Origin of the sequence: Streptomyces sp. NBC_01176 (assembly GCF_045039825.1) — a bacterium.
GTDB lineage: Bacteria > Actinomycetota > Actinomycetes > Streptomycetales > Streptomycetaceae > Streptomyces.
The window spans coordinates 260,515-283,738 of sequence record NZ_CP108601.1 but is presented as its reverse complement, the minus strand read 5'-3'; the positions used below and the strand labels follow the sequence as shown (position 1 = coordinate 283,738).

The following is a 23,224-nucleotide window of genomic DNA, read 5'->3' as shown; positions in this document are numbered from 1 at the left end:
AAGGGTCGCAGCCGTGAACCGGTGACGCGACACGCGCTCACGGTAGTACACGCCACCACCTGACACACGTACGCCCACAGGTCCCCCGCCGGGACTCCACACGCAATGTGCGCGGCGACGGCAACGCGGGCCCTTGAGGCCGGCCCTCCACCGGGGATTCTGGCCACCGGATTTTCGTTGTCACGCCTCCCAGCTCCCCGTCTCCGTTGCGGGACCTCAGTCGGCCGGTAACCGGTACAGCATGAGCAGGACAACAAACCCGGGAAGTGACCTCATGGAGCGTCGCCAGGCGTCGTCTCACCGGAAAAGACGGAAGCAGGGGCCAGCTCACCCGTTCGGCACGCCCACCAGGCATCGGGCTCCCCGCGTCCGGCGCGGCCCGCTCGTCACGGGGGTCGCGGTCCTCGCCTGCCTGGCGGTGGCGGCCGGTCCGCTCCTCGCCCGGACGCACACGCCCGCCCGGTCCGCGGCGGGGCAGGCCGCCGCGGGCGCCGCGCCCGTCCTCGCCGACTCACCGGCCGGCACGCCGTCTCCGGTCCCTCACACAGTGTGAAGCCCACCGCGCCGCCGTCCGGGCCGACGGCCAACCGCCGCCCCTCGGCCACGGCTTCCCGTCCCACTGCCACGGGCACCTCCTCCGCCTCGGCGGCCGGCCGTCCGGCCGGGGGGCTCCGGCACCCGCACCGTGACCCTGGTCAACCGCCTGAGCCAGACCATCTGGCCTGCTCTCGCCCGGGATCCGGCGCACCCGGTCGCCGCCAGCGGGTGGGTGCTGCCGCCCGGGGCAAGCCGGAGTTTCACCGTGCCGGCTCACTGGGACGCCAGGGTCTGGGCACGTACCGGCTGCTCCTTCGACGCCGCCGGCAACGGCGACTGCCTCACCGGGGGCTGCGGGCACTTCCAGTGCGGGCGGAGGTGGGGCGAGTTCCCCTCCACTCTGGCGGAATTCAACCTGAACGCGTGGAACGGCATGGACTTCTACGACGTCAGTCTGGTCGAGGGCAACAACCTGCCCATGTGGATCAACTCCTTCGGGGGCAGCGGCACGGACCGCGTGAACGCCGACGGGTGCGCCGCCTCCCGCTGCACGCACGATGCCAACGCCTCCTGTCCGGCCGCTCTGCAACGCCTCCGCAACGGCCGAGTCGTGGCCTGTCTGAGCGCCTGTCTGGTCTACCGGACGGACCGGACCTGCTGCGAAGGGCAGTACGCCCCGCGCTCCCGCCGCGTCCCCTCCACCTGGCGGATGAACTCGGCGGCGGTGTTCAAGAAAGCGGAGCCCTTCGCCTACTCCTACGTCAACGACGACGAGACCAGCGTGCTCACCTGCTCGGGCGACTGTGACTACCGCATCACTGGGGGGTCAGCCGAAGCGGAAGCTGACGCGCGGGGGGCCAGTGTGGCACGGCTGGCCAGGCACACGGCGCGGCCACTCGATCACACTCTCCACACACGTGTGCACACTGGCGCTGAGGACGGGTGACAGGAGTGCAGGGTCGTTGCCCCATGAGGCAGCATCCCCGCGCTCCTCCGGTCCGGAAGGCGTCACCGACGCGGTCGAACGAACCGGTCTTACCGGTGCGATTCGGGCTCCATGGCGATCTGGCATGTCCGAGGTTGACGGGCAGCGCCCCAAATGATCACCGGCCGCCCCGTCCGACCCCCTTCCTCCGCGTCACCGAACGAGCCGGACCGGCGCGCACTAGCCTCTCGACATAGTCACAGCTCCTCCTCCGTGTCACCTCCCACCCGAACCCGCGGCAGGGGAAGCGGAATCCACAGCCCTGGAGTAGTTCGATCATGAACCGTAAGACTTTGGTGCTACCGGCCGTGGCCGGTCTGCTCGCACCGGTACTCGCCGCCTGCGGTGGGGCCGACAGCGGCGGCGGCGCGATCGTCGTCGGCACAACGGACCGGTTCATCGCCTCGAAGAACGCCCCTGCGCCCCTCGACCCAGCCTACGCGTACGACGTCGGCACCTGGAACATCCTGCGCCAGACCGTGCAGTCCCTGATGACCCAGCCCAAGGGCGGCGGCAACCCCGTTCCAGACGCCGCCGAGGAGTGCGGCTTCACCGACACCGGCAACGAACGCTACGCCTGCACCCTGCGCAAGGGCCTGGAGTTCGCCGACGGCACCCCCGTCACGGCCGCCGCCGTCAAGTACTCCATCGACCGCGTCCGGGCCATCAGGGCCGACAGCGGCGTCTTCGGCCTGCTGTCCACCATCGACACCGTGGAGACGCAGGGCGCCAGCGAGGTCGTCTTCCACCTGAACACCGCCGACGCCACCTTGCCCTTCAAACTGTCGACACCCGTCGCAGGCATCGTCCATCCCAGGAAGTACGCGAAGAACAGACTGCGGAACGGCTTCTCGGTCGACGGATCCGGCCCTTACGTCCTGGATGCCGACGTCTCCAAGGGCGAGATGACCGACGCCGTGTTCACCAAGAACCCTCGGTACAAGGGGGCGGTGACACTCAACAACGACAAGGTGGAGCTCAGGTCCTTCGCGGACTCCCACGCCATGGGCGCGGCCCTGGCCGAGGGCGGCATCGACGTCATGAGCCGCACCATGTCGCCGGAACAGATCCGCAAGTTCTCCGACACCGGCGACGGCAGCATCGACCTGGTCGAGACGCCCGGTCTGGACATACAGTTCCTCGGCTTCAACACCGAAGCCGCCACGGTGAGAAGCAGGGCGGTACGACGAGCGATGGCGCAGCTCGTCGACCGCAGCGAACTGGTGGCCAAGGTCTACGGCACCCAGGCCGAGCCTCTGTACTCGATCATCCCCGCCACCATCACCGGCCACTCCAACTCCTTCTTCAACAAGTACGGCGAGCCCAGCGTGGCCAAGGCCAGGGCGATCCTGGCGAAAGCGGCCATCACCACCCCCGTGAAGCTGACGCTGCACTACACGACCGACCACTACGGTCCGGCCACCGGCAAGGAGTTCAAGATCCTGCAGCGGCAGCTCAACGCCAGCGGCCTGTTCAACGTCTCCGTCCAGGGCACCCGATGGGGCGGGTTCAGACCGGCCGAGAGCAAGGGCGCCTACGACGTCTACGGCTTGGGCTGGTTCCCCGACTTCCCCGACGCCGACACCTACGTCGCTCCCTTCCTCGACAAGGACAACACGCTCAACTCGCCGTACGTCAACAGCGAGATCCGCCACGTCCTGCTTCCGAGGACACGTCGTGAGACCAACCGGCTCGACGCCGTCGGGAGCCTGACGCGCATCCAGGACATCGTCGCCGACGACGTGCCGATACTCCCGCTGTGGCAGGGCAAGCAGTACATCGCCGCCCGCGACGGCATCACCGGCACCGCCTATGCCATCAACTCCTCGGCCGCCCTGAGTCTGTGGGAACTCAAGCGCGGTAGGAAGAGCTGACGAGCGGCCGACGCCCGGCTGCGAAACGGGTCAGGACTTGTCGTGCGAGGCGTTGGACCGGGCAGTGGTGACCAGGCAGCGGTGACCGGGCTGAGGAGAACCTGGTCGCGTAGGGCGGATGCGCCGCGCCGCTTCGCCGTCGGCGTCACGCAGCGGTCGTCTCCCGCCCGCGCGCGGACCGGCGCCACCTGCCCGTGGCCCGCGAACACGTAGTCCTCGGGTGAGCATGACGCGTAGCTCCCTGGATTCTGCGCGCAGGGCGGACGCGCAGGAAGCGGGGCCGAGGGGCCGAGCATGCCTGTACGGACGGCCCCGGCCCACCCGGCGAGTCTGCCCGACGTCTCCGCCAGGCGACGCAAGCGCGGGCACACGTGTCCGCGCGTTCCCCGGCACCGCGCGTCAGCGCACCGGGACCGGTCCGCCCCGGTCGCCGGATCCGGCGTCCAGCGCGTCCCGCAGTTGCGCCCGCGACGTCCCGCCCAGCTTCGGGAAGGCTTGGTAGAGGTGGAAACCCACCGTCCGCGGCGACAGCAGCAGCCGGTCGGCGATCTGCCGCTTGGTGAGCCCTGAGGCAGCGAGCCGCACGACCTGGCTCTGCTGCGGGGTCAGCCGGTCGAGCAGCCGTCCCCGGCCCCCGTCCTCGGGCGGCATCGCGGCGCCACAGGCCCTCAGGCCCTCAGGCCCTCGGCAGCCTGTTCGGCCCACGGCCGGGCACGAAGCTGCTGGAAGGTCGCGAGGGCCTGCGCGCACAGTGTCCGTGCCTGCACCATTCTGCGCCGCCGGCGCAGCCACTGGCCGTACTCCAGGGCGATCCGGGCCCGCTCGAAGGGCCACTGCTCGCCCTCCGGGTCGGCGAGCGCGGCCTGGAAGTGCTCGCCGCTTTCGGCGTCGGACGCCAGCAGGGCGCGGGCCCTGTGAACCTGCATGGCCAGCCGCACCGACGCGTCCCCGCCGGCCAGCCGACCAGCAACAGACCGCAGTACCGCGGCGGCCTCGGCCTGGCGGCCGACACAGACCGCCTCGGCCGCCAGGTCGCCGACGTGGTAGAGCGAGGCACGGTAGTGCAGGGGTTGGGGGTCGGAACCCACGGTGAACAGGCCCCGCAGGTGTTCGAAGGCCAGGTCGTGATCACCCTCGGCGCAGGCTGCGGCCCCCCGGACGGCCAGGATCGCAGCGTGGAGCGCACTGATCTCGAGCGGGTCGGCGCCCGCCGCGGCCGGGCCGCGAGCTCGCGGGCCCGGCCGGCTTCGCCACGCAGGGCGAGCATGGTGGCCTTGACACACATCGCCGACCGCCTGGCAGGGTCGAGGCCTCGCAAAAGCCTCACCGAGCATCGAGAACGACCGTAGCGGTCGCCGGCCCCGCCGTCGACCGCACGGGCTGCGTACCGGACGCTGCACCTGGGGACTTCCGGCGGCCGGCACGAAGTGAAGCGGCCGTCGTCATGCGGCCGCACGTCGTCCGGCAGCGTGCCGGACAGTCCACGAACAGGTCACGAGCCCGCCACGTGTCACCGATCACCTCTGTGCCAAGGTACTTGATTCACCGGGTCACACGTGTGCCGAATGGGAGTGCGTGGTGTTCGGGGTGGGTTCGTTCGGTCTGCGACACGGCGGCGGGCGGGCGGTGATCGTGGGACGCGCGGCCGTCCACACAATCTCCACCGGTATCGTCGGCAGGAACTCGGGTCCGGCGCGCCGGACCCCCGCCGAGGACCGTGTCGGTCGGCACGGACTGTCGCTGGCGAAAAGAACGTGCACCTGAACGGTGCTCCCTCGTCTCGTCCCAGGAGGAAATGTCATGACCACCGAGGAATTCGGAACACTCGTCGTCCTCGTCGCGCGCATGCAGGCGCGCCCCGGCAGGGAGGAGGAACTCCGGGCCGCATTGACGCCCCTGGTGGCGGCCACCCGGCAGGAGCAGGGCTGCCTCACGTACGTGCCGCACCAGGGCCTGGACGACCCCGGTCTGCTGGTGATGCACGAGGTCTGGCAGAGCGAGGAGCATCTGCGGGCGCACGCGCAGAGCGAGCACCTGCGGGCGTTCGCCGAACTGGCCGGCGAACTGACCGACGGGGGCATCCGGATCGAACGGCTCAGGACCTTGGAGGTCTGACCGGCGGACCGACCCGGGTCATCCCTCCCGCAGGACCGCGAGCAGGCCGTCGGCGAGGATCGCCGGCACCGGCGCCGGCCCGCAGGCGCCCGGGCTGTCGCCGGCGGCCTGTGTGCCTGGACCCGACGCCGCTACCACGGCGCGCAGTTGGGCCCCCGGATAGGTGGCCGCGTACCCATCGTCGTGGTCGGTGGCGTAGGCGTGGGCGAGCAGCCCGCCGAGTGCGCGGGCGTGTGCCTCGGCGAAGGCCTCGGCGTTCGCGGTGGCGCTCAGCTCGGCGTACCGGCGGCCGTACTCGTCCGCCTGCTCCGGCGTGTGCCCGTTGGCCAGGGCCCAGGCGGCTGCGCCCGCCCGCGCCACGGCGCACGCGGCCGGGTAGTCGTAGGACGAGCGGTACAGGCGCCGGAGTACCGGTGTCAGGCCGGACCGCCAGGTGTCCGGGGTGATCCTGGTGACGGCTGCCGTGCGGTGCAGTGCGTCGAGACGGTCGAGCTCCGGGGACGGCTTCCGGGCCCAGGCCGTGGCCAGCAGCGGCAGGACGGTCCGGGTCTGCCACGCGTGCACCACCCGCAGCCCGGCCGCGGGCGGCCGGGTCCGTAGGACGTACCGGGCTTCGCGGGCCCAGTCGTCCTGCAGGGCGGCGGGCAGCTGCTCGTGTGCGGCGACGAGCAGCTGCCGCAGCCACTGCGGACGTACTTCCTCCAGCCAGTTCGCGGCGGACGCCCGGACGGCGTGGACCGCGCTCGGGGCGGCGGTGAACACAGCTCTGCCGGCGTTGTCGGTCATGGGCGCCTTCGCTCGTAGCGGGGAGGTGCGGCCGTCAGGACCGGGGCCGGGTGCCGTCGATGGCCACCCGCCGGCCGTACCGGGTGTGCGGGAAGTAGTCCCAGACCGCGTGGTGCTGCACGCAGCGGTTGTCCCAGAAGACCAGGGTGCGCGGCTGCCAGCGCACCCGGCACTGCAGCAGCGGCGTCCGGGCGACGTGGTCGTAGAGCATCTGCAGGAGCGCGTCGCTCTCCGGCCGGGACAGCTGCGTGATGTGCGAGGTGTACGGCCCGTTGACGAACAGCAGCTTGCGGCCGGTCTCGGGATGCCGGACCACGACGGGGTGCTCGGTGCGCGGGACGTCGTACTCGGGGGGCGGGGTCCGGCCGGCCGCGGTCCACGGCAGGGCGCCGTCGTGCAGGGCGGTCAGCCCGTCGAGGAAGGCGCGCATGTCAGGGGACAGCAGTTCATAGGCCAGGTGCATGTTAGCGAACAGGGTGTCGCCGCCGCTGCCGCCCTCGGGGACCGTGGTGATCTGCAGCATGGAGCCGAGGGACGGCTCGGCGTCGGCGGTGCCGTCGGCATGCCAGCCGTTGCCAGCGACCGCCCGGGAGTCTTTGTCGGCCTTGATCTCCAGTACGTAGGGGTCGGCGTCCCCGGCGGCGAGGACGACCGGGTGCAGCTCGCCGAAGAGTGCGGCGAACCGCTTGTGTTGCTCGGGCGTGAGGTCCTGGTCGCGGAAGACCAGGACGTGGTGGGAGAGGAACGCGTGCTTGAGTTCCTTCTCCTGCTGCGGGGTGAGTTCTCCCGACAGGTCCGGACCCGAGACCTCCGCGCCGATCAGCGGGGTGATCGGGGTGACCGAGAGGGTCTCGTACTGCTCGGGCGGGCGGGTCGTCAGACGTTCGACGGCCTGCAGGGCGTGGTCCTCCATGGGTGCCTCCGGGCAAGTGGTGGTCGGTCGGGGGTGGCGGGTGGGGCGACGGTCCGGGGTGGGGCGCGGTCTACAGTCCGCGGTCGAGCAGTTCGGCCACGAGCAGGCGGCCGAAGGCGAGGTTGCCGTGGATGGTGTCGCCGGCCTGACAGAAGGCGGCGCGCTGCAGGCCGGTGGCGTCGGTGACCCGGGCTCGCACGTCGACGACCTCGACGCCCCGTGCGAGCAGTTCCTGCCGGATGACCTCCTGGGCCGCGAAGAAAACCCGCGGGTCGGACATCTCCGGCACCCGTTGCGGGGGCATGAGGGCCAGGACGCGCATGCCGAGTGCCGTCGTGTGGTCGTAGAAGGCGAGCGCTCCGCGCACCGTGGCCCTGATCAGGGAGGCGAACAGTTCGCTGTCGAGGAAGCCGGGGAGGTAGTCGCCCCGGTCGTCACGGTGGACGGCCCAGTTCTCCGCCGTGGCCACCGTGTGCGCGGCGAACCCGAAGGTGCACACCAGCGGCACCTCCAGCCGGTCGAGCACCCTGATGCCCAGGGCCTCGAGGGCCGAGCGGTACAGGCGCTGCGCCTCGGCGTCGCGCAGGGTGACGCCGGTGCCGCGCACGTCGAAGAATGGGCCAAGGAAGTCACGTCCCGATCCCACGGGGCCGCCGGCGAAGGACAGGTGGGCCGCTCGGGCCGCCTGCCCCACGCACGCCGCGTGCGAGTCACCCAGCAGGAGGAACCGGGCCGGGGTTGTAGTAGTCGAGGCTGGCGTCGTCACACGACTGGTCCTCTCCGATGACGGTGGGCTGGGATCGGGCGGCCGGCTGCCGCGGGGAGGTACGGCCGTGCAGAGCCTGGAAGAAGTGCCGCATCACGAAGGCGACGCCGTCGGCGCTGACCGTGCGCAGGTTGGACTCGTAGGAGGCCGCCCGGTAGGGGTGTCCGGTGACGATCTCGTACGACGGGAAGTAGTCGACGTGGTCCAGCCGGTCGGCGAGCTGTCCGGCGGCCGCTCGCAGCACGGACTTGGAGTAGGTCGTCGCCACCAGCGCGTGGCGTCCGGTGGCGGTCGCGGTCAGCGGCACCGGGGACACCGTCAGCACGGTCTTCAGGCCGGGGTTGGCGGCTCGGGCCAGGGCGACGGCCGCGGCCAGGTCGTCGTGCGCCTGGGCCGCCGTGTGATTGACCAGGACGTGCCGGCTGGGGTCGAAGGTGCCCCGCACCGTGCCCGGGCACATCGGCAGGACGGTGCCGTGGACGGTGTCCTGCCATGCCTCCGTCAGACCGAGGGTGAACACCAGGACACCCGCCTCGGACAGGGCACGGCGGATCGCGGCCAGGGTGGCCTGCCGGGCCAGCAGCACCTCCTCGGGCGAGGCGTACCCGTCGGGCTCGACGGTGGGCCGGTACGGGTCGTGGCAGCGCCCGTCCTCGTCGTGCCACACCTCGTCGGGTGGACGCTCCTCGGTCAAGGCCCAGGCGAACCACTGGCGCAGCGCCGCCGCGGTGTGGATGTTGCCGGTGCGGAAGGAGAAACTGCCGTATCCGCGGGCCTGGCGCTGCTCTCGGGTCAGCCCCGCAGGCGCCGGTTCCGCGTCGTACCAGTGCATGCCCTCCTGCAGGAGGGCGGGGCCGATGTGACGGGCGAAGCAGGAGCCCGCGGTGATGACCGGCTCGTCCTGTCCGATGCCGAACTTCGGCGTCCACAGGTCACCGGCTTCGGCCGGGTCGGCCTCGGCGACCGCGGTCCGCCAGAAGGACCGGGCGGGCAGGCCTGTGTAGGGGTGCTGCACGGGGTGAACCTCTCTCAGTGGTGGTCGGACAGGACGGACACGGGGACCGGCGGTCTGTCGGCGGCCGACCCGGCGAGGTCCGCCGCGACGACGGCCGCGATCGCCGCTGTGTGCGGTGGGGCAACGAGCCCGTAGTGGTCCGCGTCGACGCGGTGGATCCGGAGCGGGGCGGGCAGGTGGGAGGTCCACTCCCCCGCCGGGCTGGGCTGCGGGGCCAGGGCGGTTACATCCGCGACGGGACGCTCGGCCAGCCACACGGTGGCGGGGGTACGGGCCAGCCGGGGCAGCTGGTGCACCGCCATAGCCGCGAGGTTGGCCCGGCAGCAGCGGGCCAGCCGGGCGGCGTAGTCCCGTCCCCGCTCGCCGAGGTCACCGGCCCGGTTCCCGCCCAGTTCGCGCGCGAAGACGGCGTCCACCTGCCGGTCGTCGTAGGCGGCGGCGAGAGGGCCGGCTCCAGGCGGCGGCGGATCGAGCAGGTACAGACGGTGTACGGGCGGGCCGGACTCCTCCGCCGCGGCCGCCATCGACAGGGCCGTCCACGCGCCGAAGGACCACCCTGCCAGGTTCAGTCGCCGGCCGGCACGGGGGAACGCGGCCCGGACCGCCGCCAGGTAGTGCTCGGCGCGCTCGGCGATGGACCAGGTGGGTGTGCGTGCGTCGCGCAGGGCGGGGTCGGCCACGAGACAGACCGTCAGCCGGTCGTCGAGTGCCGACACCAGCGGGCGGTAGGCCCGGATGTCACCGCCGACGGGGTGCACGAGGCACAGCACGTCCGGGCCTGTGCCGTGCTGCCAGACCTCGACGTCTACGGACGCACCCGCCTCGTGCCCGGCTCCCCCGGCGGTGACCAGGTGGCCGAGGATCTCGTCGAGACTGACGCGGTGGCTCAGCCGGGACAGCTCGATCTCGGTGCCGTAGCGCCGTTTCACCTCGGCGACGAGTTCCAGCAGGGCAAGCGAGTCCGCGCCCAGGTCGTACAGGGAGGCCGCCGGGTCGACCTGCGCCACTCCCAGCAGGTCGCACACGGCCTCGGCCAGCCGGGCCGCGACGTCGCCGCCTCCCGCTCGACGACCGACCGCGCCGGCTGGGCCGTCCTGGCCCTCGGCGCCGGACGTCCCACGGCTCCCCGCAGCCGTGCCGCCCGCCCGCCGTGGTCCCGCGGCCGAATCGCCCGGCAGCGGTTCGTAGAAGCGGCGCGCCTCGGTCACCGGCGTGGTGTTCACCAGGAGGTGGGGCAGTTGCAGGGTGAGGGCCTGCCGGAAGACGGCGGCGCCCTCGTCGGGGGTGAGGGCGACGGTGAGGTGCGCGCGGTGGCGGGCGTCCTGGACGGCCGCGTCCTGGGCCATGCCGAGCTCGCGCCAGGCGTCCCATGCCACCGCGGTGCGCACGGTGTCCCCCGCCGCTTCCCCGGGGGCGTACTGGGCGAAGGCGTCCAGGCAGCCGTTGGCCGCGGCGTAGTCGAACTGCCCTATGCCGCCGAACTGGGCCGCCATCGACGAGCAGTAGACGACGTGGTCGGGGCGGTACGTGGCGATCAGGCGTTCCGTCAGCAGGGCCCCGCGCAGTTTCGCCGCCGTGGCCCGGCGGGCGGCGCGGGGGTCGCGCCGCACGAGCAGCGCGCCGGCGGCGGCGCCGGCGGCGTGGACGATGCCCGTCAGGTCCCGCAGGTGCGGTGCGAGGCGCTCGGCGATCAGGTCCAGGTCGTCCGTGGCGAGGTCGGCCGGCACCAGGGTGACACGGTCGTCCCACCGCGCGAGGGACGCGGGCATCGTCGCCTGCCGGGAGAGCAGGACTACGCGGCTGTCCAGGTCGTCGCCCAGCAGGGCCGCGGCGACGGTGCGGCCGATGCCTCCGGTGCCGCCGAGGATCAGATGGGTCCCGCGGCCCGTCACCCGGGGCTCGGCCGGGGCGGGCACGGGCTGGACCGTGCGGTGCCACCAGAAGCCTTCGCGCAGGGCCAGCACGGCAGGGGCGGGCGTCTCGTGGAGCAGGAGCCCGGTCAGGAACGGTGCCCAGGCGTCCGGGTCGGTCCCGGGCAGATCGACCCACCGCGCGCTCAGACCGAGCTCCTGGCGGGGCACCTCGGTCGCGGCGGCCAGCAGGGCCGCCTCCGGGCGGCGGATCACGCCGGTGACCGCCTGGGCCTGCTGGGACAGCAGCCACAGCTGCGGCCGGATGTCGTCCGCCACGTCCGCCAGCGCCTGCAGGAACGCGGCCACCGTGTCCAGGCAGGCCCATCGCGCGCTGTCCAGTGCCTGTTCGCCGATCCCGCCGCCGATGGTGAGGGGCAGCGCGTGCAGCCAGTCGACGCCGGCCCCGGAGGCCGTGACGTCGGCCAGTACGGCGGTCAGGTGGGCGATGTCGGCCGGGTCGGCCTCGTAGTGGCCGTCCGGGTGTCGCACCAGTGCCGCCCCGGCACTCACCCATACCACCCGGGTGTAATGCCGCTCCAGCACCCGCCAGGCGGCCCAGTCCGTTCCGGCGCCGGTGACGACCACGGCGGTGCGCCCCCGGGCGGGCGCCTGGGTGCGCGCCCGGCGCAACCGCGTCCACACCGGCTGGTGCAGCCACTGGCCGGGGGGCAGCCGTCGCGGAGGGCCGGCGGGCGCGTCCGGTGCGGGCGGTTCGGCCGGTACCGCGCGTTCGAAGTCGTAGTCGGCCTCGTCCAGGGCGGGCGGCGGGAAGTCCCAGGGAGCGCTCGCGGGACCGTCCGGCCACACGGCGGCGTCACCGGTCGTCCACGCCTCGACGGGCCCGGGCGGGGCCGTGCCGTCCGGTGCCGTCCGGTACCCGTCGCCGGGTGCGGTGACCGGGAAGGACGAGCGCAGCCAGGCGACGGCCGTCCCGGCGTCGGGGCAGAGGGCGGCGGCGCGGTGGGCGAGCGCGGGACGTCCGGCCTGGAGGTGGCGCAGGACCCGCGGATAGGCCTGCGGGTGTGCGCTCAGGTAGTCGGCAATGCGTCGGGCGTCCGCCCGAAGGGCGGCCTCGGACGCGGCCGACAGGGGCAGGCAGGAACCGGCACCAGTGGCGGGCGCCGGCTGCGCACCGGCGCCCTGCGGGCCGTCCGGCTTCTCGACCAGCAGGTGGGCGTTGGTGCCGCCGATGCCGAAACTGCTCACCGCGGCCACGCGCGGGACGTCGTGGGGCCAGGGTTCCGCCGCCGTCGGGACGCGGAAGGGGCCGTCGTCGATCTCCGGGTTGAGCCGGTCGAAGTCCACCGTGGGCGGGATGACGCCGTGGTGCACGGCGAGCACCGCCCGGACCAGGCCGACGATGCCCGCCGCCGCGCCCAGGTGCCCGAGCTGGCTCTTGACGGACGACAGCGCAAGGTGCGCGTCGTCCGCCAGACCGTAGGCCTGGCGCAGCGCGGCCGCCTCGACCGGGTCGCCGAGGCGGGTGCCCGTGCCGTGCGCCTCGACGTAGCCGACCTCGTCGCCGCCCCGGCCGGCGCGGTCCAGGGCGGCGCGCAGTGCGCCGCGCTGTCCGGTCACCGAGGGGGCGCTGTAACTCAGTTTGGCCGCGCCGTCGTTGCTCAGCGCGGAGCCGGTGACGACGGCGTAGACGGTGTCGCGGTCGCGGCGGGCGGCGGACAGCGGCTTGAGTACGACGACCCCCACGCCGCTGGCGCCGACGGTGCCGGAGGCGTCGGCGCTGAAGGGCCGGCAGTGGCCGTCCGGGGAGAAGATGTGCTGAGGCCGGTAGGTGTATCCGTCGCTCAGGCCGGGATCGACGAGGACGCCGCCGGCGAGCATCATGTCGGCCTCCCCTTGCCGCAGCAGTCCGGCGGCCAGGTGGACGCCGACGAGCGAGCTGGAGCATGCCGACTGCACGGTGAACGCCGGGCCGGTCAGACCGAGGTGGTAGGCGGCCTTGGTGGCCAGGAAGTCCTTCTCGTGGTGCAGGGCCAGCCGGAACGGGTCGGGCAGGGCCGCGGGGTCCGCCTCGCGGAGCATGGCCTGGAAGTACGTGTTCTCCCCGCAGGCCGCCACCACGCCCACCCGCCGCGCCGAGGGGTCGGCGCAGCCGGCGTGGGCGAGCGCCTCGACGCAGGCGCTGAGCAGGTGCCGCTGCTGGGGGTCCATCAGACGGGCGTCCTGCGTGCTGATGCCGAAGCGCCCCGGGTCGAAGGCCAGCGGCCCGTCCAGCCGGCTGCGCGCGCCCACCCGGCCCTCGTCCGCCGGGAAGTGCTCGATGCCGCGACGGCCGGAGACGACCAGGTCCCAGAAGGCCGCGAGGTCGCGCGCGCCGGGCAGGCGCACCGCCATGCCGACCACGGCGACGGGCTCCTCGGCGGACCGTGAACGCCCCCGTGTCCGGTCGCCGGCGATCGCCCGCGGGGCGTCGGCCCGCGCGGACGACAGGCGCGCAGGCGCCGTCGCGGCGGGCGCGCCGTCGGTCTCATCGGCAGTCGCCCGCCGGTCCAGGAAGCCGGCCAGCGCCCGGATCGTGACGTGCTCGAAGAGATCCGGCATACGGAACGCCAGGCCGTCCTGACCCGAGCAGCGCAGCTGGAAGCGCATCAGGTCCAGGCTGGTGACCCCCGCGTCGAAGAACCTCTCGGCAACGGCGAGGGATGTGCCGGTCACCTCCCGGAAGAGGTCGGTCAGTCGCTGTTCCAGCGGTGACCGGGCCGGACCCGGCTCGTCACCGGCGAGCAACTCGCGGCCCCCGCCGGTGAGCGCGGCCTGCCGGTCCAGCTTGCCGCTCGGCGTGCGGGGCAGCGCCTCGAGGCGGCGGAACCGGCCCACCCGCACATGGCGGGGCAGCAGCCTGCCCAGATGACGGGTGATCTCGGCCGGGTCCGGGTCCTCGCCGCGCAGCTGCAGGCAGGCCACCAGCACGCCGTCGTCCACGACCGCGACGGCGTTGGCGACACCGGGGTACTGCAGCAGCGCGGCCTCGACCTGGCCCAGCTCCAGCCGGTGTCCGCTCAGCTTGACCTGGGCGTCCTCGCGTCCGGCGTAGTGCAGCAGCCCCTGCTCGTCGAAGCGGGCGAGGTCTCCGCTGCGGTAGAAGGTGCCCGCCTCCGGGTCGTCGGTGAAGCGGGAGTGGTTGAGGGCGGCGTCGCCGAGATAACAGCGCCGGGCCATGACGCCGCCGATCAGCAGATGCCCGGTGGCACCCGGGGGGACGGGCAGTCCGCCGTCGTCCACGACCCGCAGCACGGCTCCGGACACGGGCCGCCCGATTGCCGGGCGCAGCGGCCACGCCGCGGGATCCCCCTCCAGGCACAGGCCGCTGACGACATGCGTCTCGGTGGGGCCGTAGTGGTTGAACAGACGTGCCCCGGGCAGGTGGGCGAACCAACGGCGGATGGCGTCGGTGCACACCAGTTGCTCGCCCGCGGTGACGACCTCGCGCAGCCGCGACGGGTACCGGCCGGTGCGTACGCCGTGATCGGCGAGCAGTTGCAGCGCCACGTACGGCAGGAACAGGCGCTCCGCGCGCCCGCTCTCCAGCTCGTCCAGCAGCGCGGGTACGTCGTGGCGCCAGGCGGGGTCGACCAGGCGCAGCAACCCGCCGGAGCACAGCGTGCCGAAGATCTCCTGGAAGGAGACGTCGAAGGACAGCATGGAGAACTGCTGGGTGACGGCGGGAGCGGTCAGGCCGCCCTCCGCACGCTGCCAGGTCAGCAGGTTGCACAGGGTCTCGTCGGGTACCTGCACCCCCTTGGGGACACCGGTGGAGCCCGAGGTGAACAGCGTGTACAGCGGCCGCAGCGCCCGGTGCGGCGGTGCGGCGGGCCGGGACGACGGCCGCGGCGACGGCTCGCCGGCACAGCGCAGCAGGTGGCGGGGCAGTCCCGGCGGTGCGACGGCGTCGAGCGCCTCGGCGCTCTCCGGGGTCGTCAGCACACACACGGGGTCGGCCTGCCGCAGCACGTGGGCGAGCAGCGCCGGCGGATAGGCCGGGTCCAGGGGGACGACGGTGAGGTTGAGGCGGGCTGCGGCCAGCAGGGCCACGATGTGCTCGACCGACGGCTCCAGGTACAGGGCGAGGGCCGCCGGGGCCGCCGGGTCGTCGGGGACCCGGTGGCGCAGCTCCGCCGCGGTGGCCTCGGCCCAGGCGTCGAGCCGGGCGTAGCTCAGCACGGTCCGCCCGTCGGTCACCGCCGGTGCCGCAGGGGTGCGCCGGACCTGCCGCGCGAAGCCCTCGGCGACGGTGGTGAAGTCCGGTGCGCTCACCCGCCCCCGCCCCGGCTCTGGCAGGCCGCGGCGGTAGGGCAGGACCAGTTCGCGCAAGGTGGCGTCCGCGCCGTCGGACAGCCGGTCGAGGGCCTGGCGGAAGAGGCGGGCCGCGGCCCGCACCCGGTCGGCGCCGAAGTCGTCCCGGTACTCCCACAGGCAGTCGAAGCCCGCGTCGTGCTCGACGACCGACAGGGTGAGCGCGCACTTGGCGTCGAGCGGACGCGGCCAGAGCGGACGCACCTCGCATCCGGGCAGGCCCAGTGCCGAGAAGTCGGTGTTCTCCAGGACGAACATGAAGTCGAACAGCGGCCCTGCCGCGCGGAAGGAGTGGTCGGCCAGGACGTCGGCGAGGGCGATCTCCTGCCCCTCCAGTACGGAGCCGGCCTGTGCGGCGTGCCGTGCCAGGTGCTCGCCCACCGGCTGGTCCGGGTCCAGTCCGAGGGGCAGCAGCACCGTGTTGGCGAACATCCCGACCGTCTCGGCGAACTCGGGCCGGGGCCGGTTCGCCACGGGTGCGGCGACGAGCGGCCGCGTCTGGCCGGTGACGCCGTACAGGCTGCAGGCGAACGCCGACAGCAGCAGGTGGAACCGCGTCTGCCCCCGTTCGGCGGCGAGCCGGTCCAGCGCGCCGCGTCCGACCACGTCCACAGAGGTCCGCAGCAGCCCGGCCCTACGAGGCACAGGTGTCTCGGACGCCGGCAGGGCGGGCGAGAGCTCGCCGCCTGCTTCGTAGTGGTCGCGCAGCCGCGACCGGTGTCGGAGGTAGGCGGGGGACGCGCGCCACTCCCGCTGCCAGCGGGCGAAGTCGAGGGGGGTGACGGCCCGGTCCGCCGGGCCGGGCGGCGCGTCACCGGCGAGCGCGGCCGCGTAGCCGTCGGTGAGGTCGCGCAGGAGGAGGTTCACCGACCAGCCGTCCACGGCGACGTGGTGCAGGTGCAGCAGCAGGAGTCCGCCGCCGGGTCCGCAGGCGTCCGCCGCCCGGGACGGGACCCATGCGGCCCGCAGCATGCGGGAGTCGCGCAGGAGGAAACGATGCGCGAAGAAACGATCCGCCGTGGTTTGCCAGGGCTCGCCCTCGACGGCCCGGCACGACTGCCACGGGTCGTAGGGCGCGTCCACCTGCTGCAGCAGGCCACGGGGCGTGGGCATGAGCCGGGTGCGCAGTGCCGGGTGGCGTGCCACCAGCCCGCGCAGCGCTCGGCGCAGCGCGGCCGGGTCCACGGTTCCGTGCACCCGGAACACGAGCGGTACGTCGTAGGAACGGTCCTCGACTTCGCGTTCGTGCAGCAGCCACAGCCGCTCCTGCTCACTGGTGGCCGGTGCCGTCGCCTCCGCTGATGCGGCCGGCAGGGGCGGGTGGTCACCACCGGTCGCGTCCGCGGCGCGAACGGCCTCGGCCAGCCGCGCGAAGTCGGCTCGCAGCACCAGGCCGGACGGCAGGTCGGCACCGAATCGGCGCAGCACCTCGTGGCGGAAGCGCAGGGCCCTGAGCGAGTCCCCGCCGCTCGGTATCCACCGGTCGTCCGGGCGCAGCCCGGTGACCGCCAGCACCTCCTCCGCCACCTCGAGCAGGGCCCGCTGGGCGGCGGTGACGGGCAGGCCGGTGCGGCGCTCGCCGCGCCAGGGGGTGCGGGCGGCGCCCAGCAGGGCGGCGTCGTCCACCTTGCCGTTGGCGTTGCGGGGGATGTCGTCGACGAGATGGGTGTGGTGCGGGCGCATGTAGGCCGGGAGGACGGCGGAGAGGTGGCGGTCGTACTCCTCGAAGGAGAGCCCGCCGCCCAGGACGACGAAGGCGAGCAGTTCGTGGCGGTCCGCGTCCTCGCGGCGGGTGCACACGCGGGCCCGGCGCACCTCGGGGTGCGTCAGGATCAGCCGCTCCACCTCGCCCGGCTCGATGCGGAAACCGCGCACCTTCACCTGCCGGTCGGCGCGCCCGACGAAGGTCACGCGGCCGTCGTCGTCCCGGCGGACCAGGTCGCCGGTCCGGTACCAGCGCTCCTCGCCGCCGTCGTCGGGCAGCGTGACGAAGCGCTCGGCCGTCTCCGCGGGCAGGTTGCGGTAGCCGAGGGCGAGTGCGGGCCCGGACAGCAGCAGTTCCGCCACTTCACCCGGCTCGGCGACGCCGCCGTCCTCGGTGCGCAGCAGGCAGCGGGTGCCGGGCAGCGGACCGCCGAGGGGAACGGCATCGCCCTCGAAGTCCCTGGGTATGGCGTACGACAGGGCGAAGGTGGTGGCCTCGGTCGGGCCGTAGGCGTTGTGCAGGACGGTACCGGTGCCGGGGTTGGCCTGGTACCAGCGCCGTACGACCCGAGCGCCCAGCTGCTCTCCGCCGATCAGGACGTGCCGGGCACCGGTGAAGCAGCCGGGCACCTCGTCGACGACGGCGTTGAACAGCGACACGGTGATGAACAGCGTGTCGACGGCACGGTCGCGCAGGGCGGTGGCCAGTGCGTGCGGGCTCTGCACCTCGCGGTCGCCGAGGATCACGCACGTGCCACCGGTCAGCAGCGGTGTCCACACCTCGAAGGACAGCGCGTCGAAGGCGGGGTTGGACAGGCAGGCGTAGCGGTCGCCCGGCCGCGGGGTCAGCCGGCCGGGCCGGGCCAGCCGGAGCACGCCCTCGTCGGTGACCTCGACACCCTTGGGGCGACCGGTGGTGCCGGAGGTGTAGAAGACGAACGCGGCGGTGGCCGCGCCGGCCCGGGGGGCGTCCTGCGGGACGTGCACCTCCCCGGGGGCGCGCCCGCTCCGCCCGGCCCCGTCTGCGCCGGGTGTCCACCTGTCTGCCGTCCGACCGGCCGGCGTCCCATCGGCTGCCGTCCCCCCGGCAGCCCCCGTCGCGTCGGCCGGCTCCGGGCCGCCGGGCTCCGGGCCGGCCCCGTCCTCGTCGGCGATCAGCAGGCTCGCGTCCAGCGCGGTGAGGTTCCCGGGCAGGTCGAGCGAATCAGCAACGTCGTGGACGACGGCGACTGCCGCCGAGTCCTCGATGATGTGGCGCCGGCGCTCCGGCGGGCTCAGGCGGTCCAGCGGCACGACGGTCGCGCCGGCCCGGCGGATGCCGAGCATGACGCAGACCAGCCGCCATGACCGGGGCAGACAGACGGCGACGGACTGGCCGGCCCCGACCCCGTTCGCGCGCAGCCGAGCGGCGACCCGCGCGCTGGCCCGGTCCAGCCGGGCGTAGTCGAACACGGCGGCGCCGTCGACGACCGCGGGTGCGGCTGGGCAGCGCCGGGCCCGGGCGAGTACCGCGTCGGCAAGGAGGGAGGGCGTCGGGCCGTGGGGGGCCGCGGCCTGGACAGCGGCGCACCGGGGGCGCGCGTCTCCCGCCGCTGAGTGCGCCGGACCCGCCATGTCGGCCGCCTCACCGGCGGAGAAGCGGTCGTCCATCACGCGCTCCCGGACGGCAGGGCACCGGCGGGCGCCGCCGCGGCGGCCACCGGGCCACCGTGGTGGGCGAGTTCGGCGGCGATCACCGCGGCGACCCGGGGAAGTTCGGCACTCTCGAGCATCTCCCAGTGGTCGCACTCCACCGGCTCGACGCGGAAGTCACCGGTGCAGCGCCCCCGCCAGAAGGCGCGGACCTGCGCGTGCTCGGCGGTGTCGGCACCGTCGGGTACGGCCTGCGCGAGCACCAGGCGCGCCGGGGAACGGCCCGGGACGTGGTCGCGGGCGGTCATGCGGTTGTGGTTGTAGACGCGGAAGTACCGCTCGACCTGGATGTCTTCGATGCCGGGATACATTCCGTTGAACCTCACGAGCTTGTCACGGAACTCCGCCATGTCCGCCGCCGTGATGGCGGCGCGTGCGGCGGGGTCGTCGGTGGCCTGGGTGTCCAGCAGGACGACACTGACGTCGGTGCGGCCCGCGAGGGCGAGCAGCCGGCCCATCTCGTGGGCCACGAGGCCGCCGTAGGACAGGCCGGTCAGCACCAGCGGGCCGGGTCCCAGCGGTTCGAGGAGCTTCAGATAGGTCCGGGCCATCGCCTCGACGCTGGGCAGCAGTTCCTCACCGGGATTGATGCCGGGGGACTGGATGCCGTACAGGCCGACCGTTTGGGGCAGGTACTTCGCCAGCGGCAGGTAGCAGAAGGCCGTGCCTCCGGCCGGGTGCACGCAGACCACACGTGCGGCGGTCCCGGCACGGAACTCCACGACGCTGCCCGGGCCGCTGCGCACACCACCCTCACGCAGCAGCGCGCCGAGGGCCTCGATCGTCGGCCTGAGCATGATCTCGGCCACGGGCACGGACCGGCCGAAGGCCCGGCCGACGGCGTGGGCCATCTTGATGGCCGACAGGGAGGTGCCGCCGACGTCGAAGAAGTTGTCGTCGATGCCGATGTCGGGGTGCACCAGGATCTGCCGCCAGATCCGGTACAGGACGTGCTCGACGTCGTCCCGCGGACTGGCCGTGTTGACCTGGTGCGAGGACTGCGCGCGGGCCATCTCCAGCAGCGCGGGACGGTCGAGCTTGCCGCTGCGGCCGAGGGGGAGGGCGGGCAGATCGACGAAGACCGCCGGGATCATGTAGTCGGGCAGCCGCCGCGCCAGGGCGGCGCGCCAGTCCTGGGCGGAACGCGCCCCCGCCTCGCCCCGCCCTATCCCGGCGACCAGCCGGGGCTGTCCGGTCCCGTCCCGGTCCACCACGACCACGGCTTCCCGGACGTCGGGCAGCCCGCTCAACGCGGCTTCCACCTCCGCCGGCTCTATCCGGAACCCGCGCAGTTTGACCTGGTCGTCGGCGCGGCCGGCGTAGTGCGCCTGGCCGTCCGGCAGGCGCCGGGCCAGGTCGCCGGTGCGGTAGATCCGCTCTCCCGGCCGGAAGGGATCGGGCAGGAAACGCTCCTCGGTCAGATCCGGGCGGTTGAGGTAGCCCCGGGCGAGGCAGGCCCCACCCAGGTAGACCTCACCGACCACGCCGGGCGGGACCGGTTGCATGCGCGAGTCCAGGAGATACATCCGGGTGCCGTCCAGTGGCCGGCCGATGGGGCACGGCCGCTCCAGCGGGCGGGGGCTGTGGTAAGCGGTGCTGTAGAGCGTCGCCTCGGTCGGGCCGTAGCCGAAGCAGACGGCGAGGCCGGGCAGGTGCCGGGTGAGGCGGTGCAGTGCGGCTTCGGTGAGCGATTCCACTCCGGTGAGCAGCGTTCTGAGGGACAGCCCGCTCAGTCGGCCGGCGGGGTCCTCGTCGATCCACTTGACGTAGGCCGGCGGCAGGAAGGCCTGGACGACGGCGTGCTCGCGCATCCATCCCATCAGCGCCTGCGGATCGCCCCGCAGCTCCTCGGGAACGATGTGCAGCGCTCCGCCGGTGGTGAGCGGCAGCAGCAGCTCGTGCACGGAGGCGTCGAAACCGATGCTCGACCATGCCGAGCCGACGTCACCGGGGCGGGAACCCATGCGTTCCTGCCAGTTGGCGAAGAGGTTGAGAACACTGCGGTGCTCCACCGCGACGCCCTTGGGCCGGCCGGTGGACCCCGAGGTGAAGATCACGTAGGCCAGCCGGTCCGGTGTGTGTCCGACGCCGCGCGGCGGATGCGCGTCCGTGTGTCCCTCCGCCTCCACGACGGGCAGGCTCAGCCACGGTCCGGGACGCCGCTCGTCCTCCACGTCGCTGAGCACCACCGGGCAGGCCGCGTCCTCGACCATGTCCGCGAGCCGGTCGCGGGGCTGGGCTGGATCGAGGGGCAGGTAGGCGGCGCCCGCCTTGAGAATGCCGAGGATTCCGACGGCCAGGGCACACGAACGGGTCACATGCAGCCCGACCACGTCACCCGGACGCACGGCCCGGGCGGTCAGGGCGTGGGCGAGCCGGTTGGCCCGGCGGTCGAGCGTGGCGTAGTCAAGGGTGCCGTCCCGGCAGACGACCGCCGTCTGGTGGGATCGTGCACGCACCTGCGCCTCGAAGAGTTCGACGAGGCCGCTCGCGGCGAGGAACGTCTGTGGCGAAGGCGTGGGGAGCGCGTCCGCCCCGGCCTCACCCGGGCAGGCGCCCGCCGCCGCGCCTGCGACGGCGTCCACCGCCGGACCGGGCCGCGCATCACCCGCCTCACCGGCACGGAGGTCCGCCGGACCGGGCAGGGCGTCCGGCTGTGCGTGCCGGCCCGCGTCCCAGTCCGTGAGCAGACTCAGGCGTTCGTCCGCGCTCATCAGCTCCAGTGCGGTGATCTCCAGGTCGGGATGGAGCGCCAGGTCGCGCAGCAGGTGCTGGAGGTGGCCGCTCCAGCGCACGACCGTGGACCGGTCGTACAGGGACGTGGCGAAGTCCACGTGCCCCGTGACCCGGTCTCCCGACTCGACGGCGACGAGGGACAGGTCGAAACGGGCGGGAGCGTGCGTCAGCGGCAGGGGCTCCGCCCGTACACCGGGCAGGTCGAGGAGGCCCTTCCGGTCGGGCTGCCAGGCCAGCATCGTCTGGAACAGGGGGGTGTGCGCCGCACTCCTGGGCGGATTGACCAGTTCCACCACCTTCTCGAAGGGGAGGTCCTGGTGGCTGAGCGCCTGGCGAACGACGGTCCTGACCCGCGCGAGGGCCTCGGCCCCCGTGGGCGATCCGGAAAGGTCGACGCGCAGGGCCAGGGAGTTGACGAGGAAGCCGATCTGCCCGGCGGCCAGGGGGCCACGCCGGTTGGCGACCGGAGTGCCGACAACGATGTCCGTACGTCCCGACAGCCGGGAGAGCAGGATCGCCCAGCCGGTGAGCACGGCGACGAAGAGGGTCGCCCCGTGCCCGCGGGCGAGCGTACGCAACGCGCTCGTCGTCGCCGCGTCGACGCCGAACTCCACCCGGTCGCCGCCGTGGCGCTGTTCCGGCGGCCTCGGGCGGTCCGACGGGAGATCCAGCACGGGCGGGACTCCGTCGAGCGTGTGCCGCCAATAAGTCTCCTGGTCCGCCAGGTCGCCGTCACCGACGGCCCTCAGCTGGGCGTCGGCGAGGTCGGCGTACTGGATGGTGAGGGGCGGCAGCGGATCGTCGCGGCCCGGCGCAAGCGACTCGCGGTAGAGCTGAGCCAGTTCGCGCAGCAGGACGTTCATCGACTGCCCGTCGAAGACCGCGTGGTGGAAGGTCAGCAGCAGGACGTGGCGGTCCGGTCCCATGGTGATCAGCCGACCGCGCCCGAGCGGTCCAGCGGCCAGTTCGAAGGCGGTGGCCGCCTCCTCCTCCTGCAGCGCCGCCAGGCACGCGCCGGCGTCGGGACACCTGGTCAGGTCGTCGACGGCCAGGGCGAATCCGGCGCCGGGTGCATCGACGCACTGGAGTACCCGGCCGTCCCGCTCGACCAGCCGGGTCCGCAGCGTCTCGTGCCGCACGGTCAGCGCGTCGAGGCATGTGCCCAGGACGGCCGGGTCGAGTGGACCGCTGAGCAGGAAGGCCAGGGGCTCGTTGTACGCCGCGTTCGCGCCGGGCAACTGGGACAGGAACCAAAGGCGTTGCTGCCCGAATGAGGCCGGACGGAGACGCTCCCCCGGTGCGTACCCGCCGGGCGCGGGCGGTGGTGCGCTCATGGCGGACGCGTGGGCGGCGTGGAGCACCGGCGTTACCTGGCCTTCCCGTTGAGTGACCGTCTGCTGGATGGACGAGGGACTTGGTGGAAGCGGGACCGCACTGCACGGTGAGACCGAGGCAGGGTCTCGCCAGATGGCGGGCGGGACTCGGCACTCTCGGCGGTGAGCGTGACGGAGACACAGCGCCGTAGCGCGGCTTCCGCGGTGCGCGGAATGCGTCGGCGTTCCGGCGTCCGCCTCGACTCGTCGGCAGGTGCGATGGTCCGCCACTGCCCGCTGGGATCCGGGGCGCGGACACACCCACGGAGGTCCGAGACATCCGCGATGATCGAACAGGGTGTCAGGCGCTGTCAACAGTCGTCTGGTACGTAATCGGAAGCCATCAGGAACAGGCACAGGCCGGGGGCCGGGTGACGCCCTCTCGAGCCACTGCGCGGTAGCATCGCCCGGCCGGGTGGTCCGGACGGACCCGACGCACATGTGTCGGATGTCACCGCATACGTATGCTCGGATCAAGCGACGCGCACATTGCTCTGGCGAACC

At 73.3% G+C, this 23,224-nt stretch carries 11 protein-coding genes; 3 read left to right on the top strand and 8 right to left on the bottom strand.

Features of this window, described 5'->3' with window-relative positions:
* Window positions 1-685: 685 nt before the first annotated feature.
* Both OG199_RS44805 and OG199_RS44800 read left to right on the top strand, forming a co-directional pair.
* The gene (locus OG199_RS44805; protein ID WP_331728241.1) at window positions 686-1,483 is read left to right on the top strand and encodes a thaumatin family protein; all 798 of its coding nucleotides are present in this window, start codon (window positions 686-688) and stop codon (window positions 1,481-1,483) included.
* Between the two features lie 317 nt (window positions 1,484-1,800).
* Complete coding sequence (locus OG199_RS44800) at window positions 1,801-3,396, top strand: ABC transporter substrate-binding protein (RefSeq protein ID WP_331728238.1); 1,596 nt, start codon at window positions 1,801-1,803, stop codon at window positions 3,394-3,396.
* A gap of 399 nt (window positions 3,397-3,795) precedes the next feature.
* On the opposite strand, the gene OG199_RS44795 is transcribed toward OG199_RS44800, so the two are convergent.
* Both OG199_RS44795 and OG199_RS44790 read right to left on the bottom strand, forming a co-directional pair.
* The gene (locus OG199_RS44795; protein WP_331728236.1) at window positions 3,796-4,047 is read right to left on the bottom strand and encodes a helix-turn-helix transcriptional regulator; all 252 of its coding nucleotides are present in this window, start codon (window positions 4,045-4,047) and stop codon (window positions 3,796-3,798) included.
* A gap of 17 nt (window positions 4,048-4,064) precedes the next feature.
* Window positions 4,065-4,484 carry a hypothetical protein gene (locus tag OG199_RS44790; RefSeq protein WP_405834974.1) on the bottom strand — a complete coding sequence of 140 codons (420 nt, stop codon included), beginning with the start codon at window positions 4,482-4,484 and terminating at the stop codon, window positions 4,065-4,067.
* 712 nt (window positions 4,485-5,196) lie between these two features.
* Here OG199_RS44790 and OG199_RS44785 point away from each other — a divergent pair.
* On the top strand, window positions 5,197-5,511 hold the full coding sequence (locus OG199_RS44785) for a putative quinol monooxygenase (protein WP_331728231.1): 315 nt from the start codon (window positions 5,197-5,199) through the stop codon (window positions 5,509-5,511).
* Window positions 5,512-5,529: 18 nt separating this feature from the next.
* Here the strand turns inward: OG199_RS44785 and OG199_RS44780 are convergent, their stop codons facing one another.
* The 6 genes from OG199_RS44780 to OG199_RS44755 all read right to left on the bottom strand — a co-directional run bounded on the left by OG199_RS44780 (window position 5,530) and on the right by OG199_RS44755 (window position 22,681).
* On the bottom strand, window positions 5,530-6,297 hold the full coding sequence (locus OG199_RS44780; RefSeq protein WP_331728227.1) for a hypothetical protein: 768 nt from the start codon (window positions 6,295-6,297) through the stop codon (window positions 5,530-5,532).
* A gap of 34 nt (window positions 6,298-6,331) precedes the next feature.
* Window positions 6,332-7,210 carry a TauD/TfdA family dioxygenase gene (locus tag OG199_RS44775; RefSeq protein WP_331728225.1) on the bottom strand — a complete coding sequence of 293 codons (879 nt, stop codon included), beginning with the start codon at window positions 7,208-7,210 and terminating at the stop codon, window positions 6,332-6,334.
* Window positions 7,211-7,280: 70 nt separating this feature from the next.
* Window positions 7,281-7,976 carry a hypothetical protein gene (locus OG199_RS44770; protein ID WP_331728222.1) on the bottom strand — a complete coding sequence of 232 codons (696 nt, stop codon included), beginning with the start codon at window positions 7,974-7,976 and terminating at the stop codon, window positions 7,281-7,283.
* Window positions 7,921-8,991, bottom strand: coding sequence for a GSCFA domain-containing protein (locus tag OG199_RS44765; RefSeq protein ID WP_331728219.1), 1,071 nt, complete (start codon window positions 8,989-8,991; stop codon window positions 7,921-7,923). Before OG199_RS44765 ends, OG199_RS44770 begins: the two co-directional genes overlap by 56 nt.
* Before the next feature lie 14 nt (window positions 8,992-9,005).
* Window positions 9,006-18,569: an amino acid adenylation domain-containing protein gene (locus OG199_RS44760; RefSeq protein WP_331728216.1), complete on the bottom strand. Its 9,564-nt coding sequence runs from the start codon at window positions 18,567-18,569 to the stop codon at window positions 9,006-9,008.
* Window positions 18,569-22,681: an amino acid adenylation domain-containing protein gene (locus OG199_RS44755; RefSeq protein ID WP_331728213.1), complete on the bottom strand. Its 4,113-nt coding sequence runs from the start codon at window positions 22,679-22,681 to the stop codon at window positions 18,569-18,571. The genes OG199_RS44760 and OG199_RS44755 overlap by 1 nt, the downstream gene beginning before the upstream one ends.
* Between the last annotated feature and the right edge of the window lie 543 nt (window positions 22,682-23,224).

Bases quoted from the DNA above. Each gene is read 5' to 3' on its own strand.
- OG199_RS44760 (WP_331728216.1), bottom strand. From the start codon at position 18,569: ATGGACGACCGCTTCTCCGCCGGTGAGGCGGCCGACATGGCGGGTCCG.
- OG199_RS44800 (WP_331728238.1), top strand. From the start codon at position 1,801: ATGAACCGTAAGACTTTGGTGCTACCGGCCGTGGCCGGTCTGCTCGCA.
- OG199_RS44755 (WP_331728213.1), bottom strand. From the start codon at position 22,681: ATGAGCGCACCACCGCCCGCGCCCGGCGGGTACGCACCGGGGGAGCGT.
- OG199_RS44780 (WP_331728227.1), bottom strand. From the start codon at position 6,297: ATGACCGACAACGCCGGCAGAGCTGTGTTCACCGCCGCCCCGAGCGCG.
- OG199_RS44785 (WP_331728231.1), top strand. From the start codon at position 5,197: ATGACCACCGAGGAATTCGGAACACTCGTCGTCCTCGTCGCGCGCATG.
- OG199_RS44795 (WP_331728236.1), bottom strand. From the start codon at position 4,047: ATGCCGCCCGAGGACGGGGGCCGGGGACGGCTGCTCGACCGGCTGACC.
- OG199_RS44775 (WP_331728225.1), bottom strand. From the start codon at position 7,210: ATGGAGGACCACGCCCTGCAGGCCGTCGAACGTCTGACGACCCGCCCG.